This is a genomic window from Paenibacillus sp. WLX2291, assembly GCF_046603665.1.
In the GTDB taxonomy this organism is placed as follows: domain Bacteria; phylum Bacillota; class Bacilli; order Paenibacillales; family Paenibacillaceae; genus Saccharibacillus.
In genome coordinates, this window is the sequence record NZ_CP176755.1 from 2,400,130 (window position 1) to 2,413,285 (window position 13,156).

The following is a 13,156-nucleotide window of genomic DNA, read 5'->3' on the forward strand; positions in this document are numbered from 1 at the left end:
ATGATGAAGATGCGCAGGTTACAGGCTTTTTTCGTTTGATTGAAGGAAAATACAGTGGTACGTGCAGCAATATATGAGCAAGATACCTGCTACATACAAGCTTCTATCCTGACAAGATAAGCGTAGTAACAGTACAGTTTACAGATCGCCGCTGAACATTTTGATCACGACAATACCGCCCCATACAATCACGATACCAAGTGCTGCGTATAACCGATCTTTTACAGATGGATTCAATGGTCTAACCCCTTTGTTCATTTTGTGATAACCTCACATCATATGACCACATTGTACCAGACTGACAGAATGCCGCAAGCGAATTTGCGAAAAAAGAGGACAAGTGTAAGAGTATAATTATGCTGTAGTGTAGTCTAGAATTATAATCAAATGGGGATAACGCCCAGTATTGGTGCGTGGCAAGATCATCGTACTGAAAATATAGACATTGTTGTTAGGTGGTATAGTATCGCAATAGTCGCTATGCTCGTTATCCATACTTTATTATCGGAAGATCTGCCGAAACGAATAAGAGCCAAACGCTACTTAAAAGCAAGTGGCGTTTGGCTCTCTTGTTAAAGATACGGTTTGAATAGTTATACTTTTGATACACTCATAGCAGGTGACGCTTTGGTAGAAGCTGTATTCGTTGCTCCAACCGGATCGCGTCGTCTGCGGTCATTGGATAGCCCGAAGATCGAGATGATCGTAATAATCAGTACGATAGCACTCAGGAAATAATACGTATTCTGAAAACCAATATTGGTGTACATCTGACCGGCGATACTGGAGAAGATAACAATTGCTGCTTGCTTCGCAAAGTTGAATGCCAGCAGGTAGATCGTTGCTGAGAGTCGTACATCAAACACACCGGTAATGTATTTGAAGATGGATACGAGCAATAAAGGCATTTCAACTGCGGCAATCAGGCGCAGTAGCGACAAGCTAATGGTATCGGTTGCAACAGCGCTTCCAAAGATACGAACAAAGGTCAGCAAACCGAATAATAGCAGTCCATTTTTGGCACCGATGCGATTGATGATCCATGGCATGAAGATCATCAGCACGGCTTCAATTGCTGTTTGCAGCGATACTAGCTCACTGAAGCGCTGTGTACCGATCTGAGTCGTTGGGAAGAACTGATTGTAATAGTTCGGGAATTGCTGGTCAAAGACATCGTATACACTCGCTGTACCGACAATCAGTAAGGAAAGGAACCAGAAGTTTTTCAGCTTGAAGATGGAGAAGACGCGTTCCTTCGTAATCTCGCTGCCACCATCACCTGGTTCTGCGGCTTCAGCTGCTGCGGTAGATGGATCCACTTTAACCGTTTTCAACAGAATACCGAGAATGGCTGCCGAACCAGAAGCAAACCAGAAAATGCTAATCGGATTCGCTAGATACATCATACCGCCGATCAATGTCGCCGTTGCACCAGCGATCGAACCGAACAGACGCACACGACCATACTCAATCGAACTAGCGCGACTCGCACGCTCGATGTATGCTTCTACCACACCGACACCTGCTTGGAATACAGCACTGAGATAAATACCACCGATGATGGCACCGACCCAGATATTGTATTTTAGCAGCGGGATGAACAGCCAGGTGAAGAATGGACCCATCAACAGTGCCGCAACTACTACAAACCAGAATAGATTTTTGCGGAATCCGAGTTTATCGGAGATGACGCCGAAGAATGGTTGATAGCACAGTGCAATCAGCGAGATTGCCGAGAAGACCAGCCCGGTATGACCAGCATCCAGTCCCGCTTCTTCCTTGAGCCAGATTGGCAAAAAGGCAAGTACGACTGCCCAGATTAAGAAATAGAAGAAAAACAAACCGCCAAAGTTCCAGAAGTTCCATTTTGGTAATTTCAGATTACGTATATTCATGATGTTGCCTCCTATCCACAGTACTGCTACGCCGTTTGGTTTATGTAGGACGAGCAGTGAAGCTTATTTGGTTACCCCGTATGAAATGATGAATCCGCTGTTGCTCTGTTCTCATCAGAGAATGGAGGACGAGAACAGGACGACAGCTTGAACATTGAACATGCATTTGACTGCTTGAAGATGACAATTGTGCTATGGACAAGCAGGTTCTATAAGGTTTGTTGTATCGCTCAAGAATGAACGAATCCTTCGTCTGGTACTGGCTTGCCAAAGTTAGGCGTACCATCTTCGTTCCAAGAGATCAGCTGCGCACGAGTGTGCCGATTAGGATCGTACAGCGGATCGCCCACGATCTCGGTATAGTTACGTGCATGATAGATCAGTACGTCATGCTGATCATCTTCAGTACGTGTGAAGCTGTTATGTCCTGGACCGTATTGACCATTTTCCGGTGCGCTACGGAAGACTGGTTGCTCCGATTTGTGCCACGAGTTAATATCCAGCAGATCGCTATTCTCGTCAGCGGTGAGCAGACCCATGCAATAGTTGATGTCTGTTGCACTTGCAGAATACGTAATGTAGATTTTGCCGTTCTTTTTCAATACAGCAGGACCTTCGTTTACGAGGAAGCCGATAATCTCCCAATCCAGTTCAGGTTTGGTCAGCATCAATTGAGGACCTTTGAGTGTCCATGGGTTCTCCATTTCGGAAATGTACAGATTGGAGTTGCCCGGAATGTCATAATCACGCTGTGCCCAAACATAGTACAGTTTGTCGTTGTGCTGGAACGTCGTTGCATCCAGTGCGAACGATTCCCACTCTGTCACGACCTGTCCTTTTTCTACCCATTCGCCTTCTAATGGATTACTGGAACCGTTCTCAATCACATACATGCGATGGTTGAACGTATCGTTGACCGGATGATCGACATTCGCTGCGGCGAAGTAGATATACCATTTGCCATGAATATAATGAATTTCCGGTGCCCAGATCAGCTGGCTGAGTGGACCTTCGTCATGCTTGCGCCATACGGTAACTGCGGGCGCGTCAGCGATACCTTGAATGGTTTTGGAACGACGAACTTCCAGACGATCGTATTGCGGCACGGAAGCAGTAAAGTAGTAGTAACCGTCCGTATGTTTGTACACCCACGGATCGGCACGCTGCTCAACGACCGGGTTTTTGAAAGAGTATTCTGAATTCATACTTGGACAACTCCTTTTATAAAGTGGAATCATGTCGGCATAGTCATGTAAACGCCTGCAAAGAAAGGATGAGGAATAGTTCTGATAGGCATAGTTCGGCTGCATTGCAAAATATACAGATCAATAGCAATGAATACGGCATATCTTATGTAGAAAGCAATGCGTATCACTAACCCTTAATGCAACTATACACTCTTTGCGAGGGAACGCTTACATACACCAACAAAATAAATGTACGTACAAATATAATTAATATAAACATTAATAATAAATATTTACGTACATGATATGATTAAATCCTAGCACTTTTGCTTGCCGAAATCAACACTCTGGCGGAACTTTGCAAAACGAAATGCAGCATGCCTATTCTCAAATAGAGAAGGATGTCTGTTTTGACGCGGAAATTCCTATTCTTGTACGTACATCGTTTTTGCGAGAATTTCCTTACGATAAGCAGCTAAACAAATGGGTGTCTGCGGTCGATATAAACATATATATCATGGATTTGTAAGCCAGAAACCAGTTGAGGAGCTAAACGCTATGAAAATCGAGCTTATTGTCTTTTACGTGGCGAATCAGCCGTATGCAATCAGCTTTAATGAGATTGAAGAAATTCAAACTTCCAAAAAAGGCACACCGTTGCCGTTTGCCGAAGAATGGGATGAAGGTCTGATCACGATTCGTGGATCACTGTATCCGCTTGTGAATCTGCGCAAGCTGATGGCAGTATCTTATGACGGTCCCAAAGACACCGACAAGATGATTCTGCTCAGTCGTGCCCGGGTTGCCCTGCTTGTAGACGAGCTGGATAATACAGCGATTGTGGACGAAAGTGATCTGCGGGAAAATCCAGAAGTGAACAGCCGCGATATTTTACCGAACGCGTTTGAAACGGATGGCGGCAAAATTGTACCAATCGTGAATGTAGAGACACTGCTGGCATACACACGCAGCTCGTACGTATAAGTCGGGATATATGTAATCACGTAGCTTCATTGGTACGATGTTAAGCAATAATCGAAATGAATATGTAGCTAATGAGTCCCTTGTTCTCCTAAACTGTCGCTTGTAATGAGCGATAGATGGGAGAACAGGGGATTTTGGCGTTGATTTGTAAAAGGTGATTTTACCGTATGTTCGCATCTGGGTGTGAAATCTCGTATAATGAAATGAAATCCTTTCGTTGGCTATACGGATTAGTGTCCCTCTCTACATTTGCTTTATAATGAACAGAGAGTTATCGAATACGTCACAATCTACGCCTCCTTGGAGCGGATGGATGTTCTTATATGCAATGGTTGTATAGTCTCATAGGAAGAGGATGAACGGTAACCTCTATCTGTAATATGCAACATTGCTTATCTTCTCCGAAAGGAATGAATACGATGAATCAACAACTTTTCAACGATAGAGACGCACGTCGACATGGACGTGGCAAATGGATGCTTCCCGGCGCGATAGTACTTAGCGGCAGCTTGCTGCTAAGCGCATGCAGTTCGGCAACTAGTACGGATGCAGCTGCTGAGACGACGCCTAATACCAATACTACAGAAGCGTCATCTGCGGGAACATCAACGAATGGCGCAACTACAAACAGTTCGACTTCGATTGATTATGCTTTTACATCGCAGGGGCAAGATGCCGAAGGTATGGTTGTAGATGCGATCAAAGGCGCTACAACATCCATCGATCTAGCTATGTACAATCTGTCACGCGGCAAAATCATTGATGCCCTCGAAGAAGCCAAACAGCGCGGAGTTGACGTGCGCATCATTAGCGAACAGACCAAAGTGACCACGGCAGATCTACAGCCACTATTAGACGCGGGCATTCCGATCAAAACCAATACCTTTGACGGCAAAATGCATGAAAAGTTAATGCTGATCGATGGGAAAACTGCACTCACTGGTTCGTTCAACTATACCAAGGCATCAAGTGAACAAAATGATGAGATGATCATCAATATCCACGATCCATCGCTAGTGGGCAAATGGGTAACGATATTCGATCAAATGTGGAATGATACGCAGCGTTACGGAGATTGGACAGGGGAATGAGCTATTTGCTATAAACATGATACACGGATTGCTATACCTTCAAATGAAGTGTCTACGTAAAAGAGTACTGTTGTTGAGACAGTGCTCTTTTGCTTATATAGACAACAGGTTTTTCCAGATCGAATTGTGCTAAACTAGAACTAGTTATTTGATATCCATTCCAATATACATACAAAGGAGCGAACCCTATGAAAATTGAAGACGTATTTGGACAATTGCCCGTACTGGAGACGGAAAGGCTGATTTTGCGACCGCTCAAATGGGAAGACCGAGACGATATGTTTGCTTATGGCTCCGATCCTGAAGTGACGCGCTATGTTACGTGGTATACACATCAAAAAATAGAGGATACGGAAGAATTTATCCGTACTGTTCTGCATAACTATGAAACTGGGCAACTCGCTCCATGGGCTGTCGAGGAGAAGGCTTCTGGCAAAATGATCGGCACCGCCGGTTACGTTGGCTGGCAAACACGCCATTTCCGTGGTGAGATTGGGTATGCACTTGCCCGTCCGTATTGGAACCGCGGCTATGCAACCGAAATTACCAAACCTGTTCTGCAATTTGGTTGGGAAAAAATGAAGCTTATTCGGATCGAAGCGCGATGTATGCCCGGCAATATCGGTTCGTCCAAAGTCATGGAAAAGCTTGGCATGCAATATGAAGGCTTATTACGCAAGCATCTGTACGCCAAAGGCAGCTTCCATGATGCCAAAATGTATTCCATTATCCGTGCAGTTGACGATTACATTTGAGAGATGTCATCTATGCTATCCAAACTGAACCATTCTACAATCGCCCCCCAGCAAATTGCTCAACTACTGTCGATCTGCATGTGGACAGATGGCGATCTATCGCAGCTACTACGCCAATCGACAGCAGCATACGAACAGTATAGAATCCAACCAGAACGTGATTTATATGGTTGGCTGGATGAATATCGCGGTGCGTTTACAGGTGTTTTGGGAATGACTATACAGGATCGCATAGCTGAAAAAGATGAACCTATTTGTCATGTGATCAGTCATCTGGCAGTCTTGCCGGAATTACAGGCAATGGGAATTGGAAGACGCATGATAGAAGATTATATTAAGCAGCATCCAGACGTTAGCTTATACGCTGAAACAGACAGTGATGCGGTCGGATTTTACCAGCGGTGCGGATTTGACATAGTGGCGCTTGGAGAATATTATCCGGGCGTCTTACGTTTTGGCTGTACACGGTGAAAGGAGAGGCAGATATGGATGGGAATGCAAAACAGGGGTTTCGGTCACCGGAGCAGTCGGACGTGTCACGGCAACAGCTAGAGTTGTATTTATATGATCCGCAGTATTTGGACGATCTGTTAGAATTCACTTTGCCGCCAGAACAGCATCGGTTTACAGCGCTGCCAGCGGAGGTACTATCGATTTCGCTGCGCGATCCTGAACGTCATCCGATTGTAATGGTAGTGAATGGACGCGCTGTTGGTTTTTTCGTCCTGCACGAAGGAGATGGCATCATAACCTATCAATCGTATACAGATACGCCGCCAGACCAATTAATGTTACTACGTGCCCTGCTAGTGGATTCTTCTGAGCAGGGACACGGATATAGCAAGCAGGCGATGAATCGACTGGGAGAATTGGTGCGGAACCAGTTTCCACACATTCGCGAAGTGATTCTAGCTGTCAATGAATTGAATGAACGAGCGTGTCAGGTGTATTTGGCAACTGGATTTGAAGATCGTGATATTCGTCGTCAAGGAGCGCTTGGGTTACAGCGAATATTGCATTATTTGATATGACGGGGGATTCCTATGCAGACAACAATCACGTTTGATACGATTCAGGAGCAGCATTTGCCTGAAGTGTTGGACATTTACAATCATTATGTACAACATACGACTATCTCTTTTCATACTGAGCTACAGACGTTAGAGCAGATGCGTGAGCAGATTTTGCAGGTGCCGGAGCGTTATCGTTCCTATGCTATTTTGGAACAGAACAATGAAGCGGAAGAGCAGAGTGGACAGAAGTTGCTTGGCTACATACTGATCACCCGTCACAAAAACAAGCAGGCGTACGATACGACTGCCGAGATTACCGTCTACTTAAAGCCTGATCAGACAGGCAAAGGGCTTGGAAGCCAGTCGTTAACATTTATCGAACAAGCGGCTGTAGATAGTGGCTTTCATACGCTGGTAGCGACCGTTTGCACAGAAAATGAAAACAGTATCCGGCTATTTGAACGCCGTGGATATGAGAAATGTGCTCATTTCCGCGAAGTCGGACGCAAATTTGACCGTTGGCTGGATATTGCCAGCTATCAGAAAATTATCGGTAAACAGGAGGAATGAGATGCCCCGCATATTAATCGTTGAAGACGAACACAAAATCTCCCGTCTGCTGCAAATTGAGCTGGAAGCGGAAGGATACGAGGTCACCCAAGCTTACAATGGGGCACAGGCATGGGATATATATCAGGAAGGACAATGGGATCTCGTATTGCTGGATGTGATGCTGCCAGAGATGAGCGGAATCGAGATTTTGCGCCGTATTCGTTCGGTTGATCCCAGTATAATTGTTATTTTGCTGACTGCGCGTGACTCGGTTGAGGACAAAGTTGCCGGGCTGGATCTGGGTGCCAATGATTATGTAACCAAGCCATTTCAAATTGAAGAATTGTTGGCTCGGATTCGTGCTTCGTTGCGTTTGCGGGAACAGCAGATTCAAGCGACTTCAGCAGACGTCCATATCGACGGTTGGTTGCAGGCAGCAGATCTACGCCTGAATGAAGGCACACGCGAAGTGGAACGTGCCGGACAATCTGTGGAGTTAACGCCGCGCGAATTTGATCTGCTCGCGTATCTGCTCAAAAATAAACGTCAGGTATTGAATCGTGACCAGATTCTGGCGGCGGTCTGGGGTTACGATTATTATGGCGATACGAATGTGGTGGATGTCTACATCCGCTATGTGCGCAAAAAGATCGACCACGGTCATCAGCATGAGTTAATCCAGACCGTACGCGGCGTTGGCTACGCACTGCGAGAGCCATCATGAAGCTGCGTCACAAGATTCACTTATACTCGTCGGTCTTGTTTGCGTTACTGTTTATTGCGACCAATGTGCTTGTTTACTTTGTATTCAGCACCTTGACCATCCGTGAACAACAGAATCGTATCGAATCGCAGACAAGCAAGACAGCCGATAACATCCGTCTGTCATCGGCAGATACACAGGCAGCAGATCTATTGCGTGCGTATGTTCCGCTGGAAGGTATGATTCGCATTGTAACTGAACAAGGAAGCAACTCGCTGCTAGTCACTTCGTCTGGTGAGCAGGAGCTGTCCAAGCGTGCGGTGAGCTACAATGAGAGTCGGGTCTCAGAGGTGTTGAAGATTGGATCTCATCGGTATGTATTTGTATCTGTGCCTGTTATCTGGAGCGATGGACGTGTCGTGGATATTCAAGTGACTGAGAGCTTGCGGCAAACCGAAGAATATTTAAACGTGTTAGAATGGGCTTTGCTCATCGTAACCAGTCTGGCGATGATTCCAGTATTCCTATCCGGTCAGGTGTTGGGACGGATTGTGATTCGTCCGATTACCGCGCTTACGTCAACGATGAAGGATATTCGTCGCAATGGCAAATTCAAACGCATCGAGCTACCGGAACGTTCGCGTGACGAACTGTATGAGATGGGCGAGAACTTTAACCGTATGATTGATCTGTTGGAAAATAACTATGATAAGCAAAAGCAATTCGTTTCCAACGCTTCCCATGAATTGCGCACCCCGTTAACGATTATCGAGAGCTATGCTAGTCTATTAAAGCGGCGTGGATTGGATCGGCCAGATCTATTTCTCGAATCGGTAGAAGCGATTCATTCGGAAGCAGTACGGATGAAAGAAATGACGGAACAGCTTCTGTTGCTTGCTCGTCATGAGGAGCAGTGGAATATGACATTGGAGCCAGTTCATCTGCGTCAACAAGCGGAGCAGCTGGCTCGTGAATTTCAGCAGGCATATCATCGACAGCTGGATATTGAGATTGATGAACCTCTGCGTAGTGATGAAGCGTTGTTGGTTATTCAGACCGATGCAGGCAAACTGCGTCAGTTGTTATTCATTCTGCTGGATAATGCGCGTAAGTACAGTAGTGACGGTATTACACTCACCCTTTCACTGGATCAGACTGATACATCTTCGCAAGTGGAGCGAGCATCTGTTTCTACTGCTACTGCTCAGCGGAATCGATGTATCCGCATTACCGACCGCGGTATCGGTATTCCAGAAAAAGAACTGCCCAAAGTGTTTGATCGCTTTTACCGGGTAGATCAGGCGCGTGTGCGTCAAGATACGGGTGGCTCTGGTCTAGGATTAACGTTGGCGCAGCGCATTGCCGAAGCACTCGGCGGCTCGGTGCGACTGGAAAGTGTAGAAAATGAAGGCACAACCGCTATCGTCACATTGCCTGCAACGGCGGAACATCTTGCGCTTTTCTCAGCGAATTCTAATTAAACGCCTGTATACTGTTTCTTAAGAGACGGTACACAGGCGTTTTGGCGTTATTGTACCGATGACAGTCATTGTTATGATGTATCAGAGGGGGAATATGAGATGAAAAGTACAAACAGACGCTGGTGGCTGACCGGAGCGGCTGTATTGATTATAATAGCCTGTGTGTGCATTTTGACGTGGAATACGCTTCGCCAAGCACAGCCGCAATTGACGGCGGCTCAGATCAATGAACGCGTGCAGGCAGAATACCCGGGACAGATCACACAGATTATTCAGGAAAATGGTACGTATCAGGTGCAATTGAAATCGCAACAGGGAACCTACCTACTCACAATGGACGGACGTAGTGGAGAGATGCAGAGAATCAAGCAACTCGAAGCTGCTTCAACAACAGTAGCTACTGACCCTAATGCAAACAGCAATAACGATACAACAGCGTCTGCTAATACAGATACGAATGGAAATGACAATACCGATGCGACTGGGCAATCAGATACAACGGGGCAAACTAGCAACCCATCATCTTCGGATTCACCTGATAAGGATACCAATGAATCTAGCTCATCGCAGAATGATTCCACATCCAGTACATCTTCCAATACAAATGGCAGCACAACTAGCAATTCCAACTCATCCGATTCCACAGAGAGCCAGAGTTCTAATTCTAAGCCATCCAGTAATACAGGAAGTAGCTCTAATTCACAGGGATCATCAGGAACGAATACATCCAACAGTTCCCAAGAGAATAGCAATTCCAAAGGCAATAGCAGTTCAGCAGCGAATCCGACTCCGTCCGGTTCCAACAATTCAGCAAATCAGTCCAGTTCGTCAAGCAGTCCTGCAAAGGGCAATGCGGATAAAGGAAATTCGTCTAATTCATCCAGTTCCCAATCACCTACTGCCATTTCTGTAACTGAGGCACAAGCAAAACAAATCGCACTGAGTCAGGTGAAAGGCGAAGTGGATGATGTAAAATATGAACACAATTCCAAAAACGGTCAACAATATTATCTGGTCGAAATCGATACACCAGATGATCGCGAAGCTGTCATCCAAATCAATTCCATCACTGGTGCCGTCATGTCAGTTACCTGGGATGATGAAGACGATGATGATGATAAATAAGAATGATCGTAATGAATGAGTCATGATAAGTAGACCACAACTCAGTTGTATTGAAACCAGCTTGTATGACGTCATGTCAGCAGGCTGGTTTTTGATATTTAGTGCATAATCGCAATAGACAACAGGTGACTTCAAGCATGTAACCCACTGTATATACGTATAGGCATACGTCAAGGGGAGAATTAATGCTTTTCTAATGCTACTCACAATGCATGTAATCTTTCTCATCAATTTCTAATCTGATTATCAGAGTCATCTCATTTGCAGACTTTATATTTATATCATAGCCCGGCAGGCACAACCGGAACACACATCACTTCGGTTGCAGCCAGGCAGATCCAGGCAATAACTTGCAGCGTAACATGGCAGCATAAATAGGAACTTTATTTTACCGGCTTACAGAACATATCGGGTTCCATCGCTGGCATAGAATAAGGGCACTATAACATCAAGAACTGCCTGGTACAGCCATCAGACCGGCTGGAAAATCAAAAAACTTTTAGAAGAATTTAGAGGAGGAACTACACAATGATGAACAAATGGATGAACCGCAAAGCAGGAATTGGCGTACTTACCGCAGCGATTACACTCGGTACAGCAGGTACTGTAGTTGCCGCAACGAACAATAACAATACATCAGGCACAACGCCTACGAACAGCAGTAACTCCACTAGCGTAATTGGCATTCAGCGTGCAGAATCAATCGCTCTGCAACGCGTACCGAGCGGTGTGGTAGACAGCATTGAATTGGAGCGCGACAACGGCAAGCTGTACTATGAAGTAGACGTAGATCGCACGAATGCTTCTGATGTAGATGTGCATATTGATGCGCTGACAGGCAGTGTTATCCGTTCGGTAAATGACGATAACGACGATGATGATGCGTATGATCGCAATAACAGCAACTCGTCTGCTACAACAACCAACAACAGCAACCTGAAAATCAAAACTGCTGAGCAAGCCATTGCTGTTGCCAAAACAGCGGTGAATGGTACAGTAACCGATGTAGAGCGTGACCGTGAAAATGGACGCATTCAATACGAAGTAGAACTGAAATTCACTGGTGGTGAAGCAACGGTTGAAGTAGATGCTGCTACTGGTAAAGTCGTAACGGTCGACAAAGACTATGACGACAATGATGACGACGATAACGACAACGATTAATAACAGTTAATCAAAATCGTATCTTGAGGTAAACACGTCAGAGCCGTTGGGGTAACGGCTCTGATGTGCTGGAAGAAACGATACAGGGTACATCGTGAAATCATAAAAGCCAACATGTCGCTGGCAATATACAACAAACCCTCCATCATTGATGGAGGGTTATTTTAATATAACATCAGCAGATGATTATCGAAGGGAATGGTGTTCCAGCAAATCATAACGATTGCGCAACTCAAGGTGGAAACGGATACTTTCCAATAGCAACGGATTGTGTTCCTGTTCTGCTTCGGTCAGACGTTCTTCCTTGATGGAATCGGGGCTGCACAAAAATTGCGTCATCCACAGGGATAAATCAGTATCCTTTTTCATGATGGAGCCCTCCTCGTGATCAGAATCAATGCCGGTAGCGAATATCGTGTAAGCAACCGGTACAGTATAGTTACAGATAGGGAACTGGTTGTAAAGGCTGAGGTGTCTGCCTGTCTGTTATTTGTATTGTAGCGCCTGATCTTTAATACAATGTGATGTACTGCTTAAAATTACATTAAAATATACGCATTTTTTTGTAAAATGGCATAGATCTATTGTTTTTGTTTCTATGTATATTGCTTTACGATACTAATCATGCAATCGAAATACATACAAAAAGCATAAGAAGATCAAGAAGGAAATAACGAAAAAGCGTTCGCTTCTGTCTGAAGATTCAGAAGAAGCGAACGCTTAGAGATTGCAGGATTAAGCAGTGTACATAATTCTCATTTCAACACATGTATTACAAATAGCTTAATGAGAATGTACCACTACCATTACTAGATGTTACCTGAACGGAATAATTTCCTACCCAGCCAGTATTATTATTGAAGAAAGTGTACGAGCTACTACCGCTATACACTTGATTAGAAACAATGCTACCTGTGCTTACATTAACGATCTGAAGATTGAATGTACCATATCTCGCTGGGTTAACAGTCACAGCAAGTTCCCCGCGTAAAGGAACCAGAACTGCGTTACCATTAACTGGATAAGGTCCAGATACAGCGTCAACCGAAACAGAATCTTGTGAAGTGACCGGAGGGTTGTTTACAGTAACATTAGGTGATTCGGAACTAGCAAAACCTGTAGGTGCTGCGGTCAGAGTGACAGCCAAGGACAGAGCCGATAATAGTGCGATGTTTCTAGTTTTCATAATCATGTCTCCTTCATGTT

14 protein-coding genes are annotated in these 13,156 nt (G+C 45.0%); 10 read left to right on the forward strand and 4 right to left on the reverse strand.

The genetic code is table 11. The features are described 5' to 3' along the window. Window positions 1–593: 593 nt before the first annotated feature. A complete protein-coding gene (locus ACDE64_RS10360) occupies window positions 594–1,895 on the reverse strand; it encodes an oligosaccharide MFS transporter (protein WP_411349937.1) in 1,302 nt (433 codons plus the stop codon). Window positions 1,896–2,125: 230 nt separating this feature from the next. Next, window positions 2,126–3,100: a family 43 glycosylhydrolase gene (locus ACDE64_RS10365; protein WP_411349938.1), complete on the reverse strand. Its 975-nt coding sequence runs from the start codon at window positions 3,098–3,100 to the stop codon at window positions 2,126–2,128. Window positions 3,101–3,640: 540 nt separating this feature from the next. Here ACDE64_RS10365 and ACDE64_RS10370 point away from each other — a divergent pair. The 10 genes from ACDE64_RS10370 (at window position 3,641) to ACDE64_RS10415 (ending at window position 11,950) form a co-directional block, all read left to right on the forward strand. Beyond that, on the forward strand, window positions 3,641–4,066 hold the full coding sequence (locus ACDE64_RS10370; RefSeq protein WP_411349939.1) for a chemotaxis protein CheW: 426 nt from the start codon (window positions 3,641–3,643) through the stop codon (window positions 4,064–4,066). A gap of 419 nt (window positions 4,067–4,485) precedes the next feature. Continuing rightward, window positions 4,486–5,157 carry a phospholipase D-like domain-containing protein gene (locus ACDE64_RS10375; protein ID WP_411349940.1) on the forward strand — a complete coding sequence of 224 codons (672 nt, stop codon included), beginning with the start codon at window positions 4,486–4,488 and terminating at the stop codon, window positions 5,155–5,157. Between the two features lie 188 nt (window positions 5,158–5,345). Further along, the gene (locus ACDE64_RS10380; RefSeq protein ID WP_411346386.1) at window positions 5,346–5,912 is read left to right on the forward strand and encodes a GNAT family N-acetyltransferase; all 567 of its coding nucleotides are present in this window, start codon (window positions 5,346–5,348) and stop codon (window positions 5,910–5,912) included. A gap of 12 nt (window positions 5,913–5,924) precedes the next feature. Next, window positions 5,925–6,383, forward strand: coding sequence for a GNAT family N-acetyltransferase (locus ACDE64_RS10385; RefSeq protein WP_411349941.1), 459 nt, complete (start codon window positions 5,925–5,927; stop codon window positions 6,381–6,383). Window positions 6,384–6,397: 14 nt separating this feature from the next. Next, complete coding sequence (locus ACDE64_RS10390; protein ID WP_411346387.1) at window positions 6,398–6,943, forward strand: GNAT family N-acetyltransferase; 546 nt, start codon at window positions 6,398–6,400, stop codon at window positions 6,941–6,943. A 12-nt stretch (window positions 6,944–6,955) separates the two neighbouring features. Beyond that, window positions 6,956–7,495 carry a GNAT family N-acetyltransferase gene (locus ACDE64_RS10395; RefSeq protein ID WP_411349942.1) on the forward strand — a complete coding sequence of 180 codons (540 nt, stop codon included), beginning with the start codon at window positions 6,956–6,958 and terminating at the stop codon, window positions 7,493–7,495. Between the two features lies 1 nt (window position 7,496). Then, window positions 7,497–8,201: a response regulator transcription factor gene (locus ACDE64_RS10400; RefSeq protein WP_411349943.1), complete on the forward strand. Its 705-nt coding sequence runs from the start codon at window positions 7,497–7,499 to the stop codon at window positions 8,199–8,201. Then, complete coding sequence (locus tag ACDE64_RS10405) at window positions 8,198–9,661, forward strand: ATP-binding protein (RefSeq protein WP_411349944.1); 1,464 nt, start codon at window positions 8,198–8,200, stop codon at window positions 9,659–9,661. Before ACDE64_RS10400 ends, ACDE64_RS10405 begins: the two co-directional genes overlap by 4 nt. Window positions 9,662–9,760: 99 nt before the next feature. Further along, window positions 9,761–10,786 (forward strand): PepSY domain-containing protein, encoded by a 1,026-nt coding sequence (locus tag ACDE64_RS10410; RefSeq protein ID WP_411349946.1) that lies wholly within the window; start codon window positions 9,761–9,763, stop codon window positions 10,784–10,786. A gap of 528 nt (window positions 10,787–11,314) precedes the next feature. Beyond that, on the forward strand, window positions 11,315–11,950 hold the full coding sequence (locus ACDE64_RS10415; RefSeq protein WP_411349947.1) for a PepSY domain-containing protein: 636 nt from the start codon (window positions 11,315–11,317) through the stop codon (window positions 11,948–11,950). Between the two features lie 186 nt (window positions 11,951–12,136). On the opposite strand, the gene ACDE64_RS10420 is transcribed toward ACDE64_RS10415, so the two are convergent. After that, window positions 12,137–12,319, reverse strand: a complete 183-nt coding sequence (locus tag ACDE64_RS10420; RefSeq protein ID WP_411346393.1) for a hypothetical protein — start codon at window positions 12,317–12,319, stop codon at window positions 12,137–12,139. 403 nt (window positions 12,320–12,722) lie between these two features. Next, the gene (locus ACDE64_RS10425) at window positions 12,723–13,136 is read right to left on the reverse strand and encodes a hypothetical protein (protein ID WP_411349948.1); all 414 of its coding nucleotides are present in this window, start codon (window positions 13,134–13,136) and stop codon (window positions 12,723–12,725) included. Between the last annotated feature and the right edge of the window lie 20 nt (window positions 13,137–13,156).

What these genes read in the sequence shown, in the direction of transcription:
- ACDE64_RS10360 (WP_411349937.1), bottom strand. Translation starts at nt 1,895, where the DNA reads ATGAATATACGTAATCTGAAATTACCAAAATGGAACTTCTGGAACTTT.
- ACDE64_RS10365 (WP_411349938.1), bottom strand. Translation starts at nt 3,100, where the DNA reads ATGAATTCAGAATACTCTTTCAAAAACCCGGTCGTTGAGCAGCGTGCC.
- ACDE64_RS10370 (WP_411349939.1), top strand. Translation starts at nt 3,641, where the DNA reads ATGAAAATCGAGCTTATTGTCTTTTACGTGGCGAATCAGCCGTATGCA.
- ACDE64_RS10375 (WP_411349940.1), top strand. Translation starts at nt 4,486, where the DNA reads ATGAATCAACAACTTTTCAACGATAGAGACGCACGTCGACATGGACGT.
- ACDE64_RS10380 (WP_411346386.1), top strand. Translation starts at nt 5,346, where the DNA reads ATGAAAATTGAAGACGTATTTGGACAATTGCCCGTACTGGAGACGGAA.
- ACDE64_RS10385 (WP_411349941.1), top strand. Translation starts at nt 5,925, where the DNA reads ATGCTATCCAAACTGAACCATTCTACAATCGCCCCCCAGCAAATTGCT.
- ACDE64_RS10390 (WP_411346387.1), top strand. Translation starts at nt 6,398, where the DNA reads ATGGATGGGAATGCAAAACAGGGGTTTCGGTCACCGGAGCAGTCGGAC.
- ACDE64_RS10395 (WP_411349942.1), top strand. Translation starts at nt 6,956, where the DNA reads ATGCAGACAACAATCACGTTTGATACGATTCAGGAGCAGCATTTGCCT.
- ACDE64_RS10400 (WP_411349943.1), top strand. Translation starts at nt 7,497, where the DNA reads ATGCCCCGCATATTAATCGTTGAAGACGAACACAAAATCTCCCGTCTG.
- ACDE64_RS10405 (WP_411349944.1), top strand. Translation starts at nt 8,198, where the DNA reads ATGAAGCTGCGTCACAAGATTCACTTATACTCGTCGGTCTTGTTTGCG.
- ACDE64_RS10410 (WP_411349946.1), top strand. Translation starts at nt 9,761, where the DNA reads ATGAAAAGTACAAACAGACGCTGGTGGCTGACCGGAGCGGCTGTATTG.
- ACDE64_RS10415 (WP_411349947.1), top strand. Translation starts at nt 11,315, where the DNA reads ATGATGAACAAATGGATGAACCGCAAAGCAGGAATTGGCGTACTTACC.
- ACDE64_RS10420 (WP_411346393.1), bottom strand. Translation starts at nt 12,319, where the DNA reads ATGAAAAAGGATACTGATTTATCCCTGTGGATGACGCAATTTTTGTGC.
- ACDE64_RS10425 (WP_411349948.1), bottom strand. Translation starts at nt 13,136, where the DNA reads ATGAAAACTAGAAACATCGCACTATTATCGGCTCTGTCCTTGGCTGTC.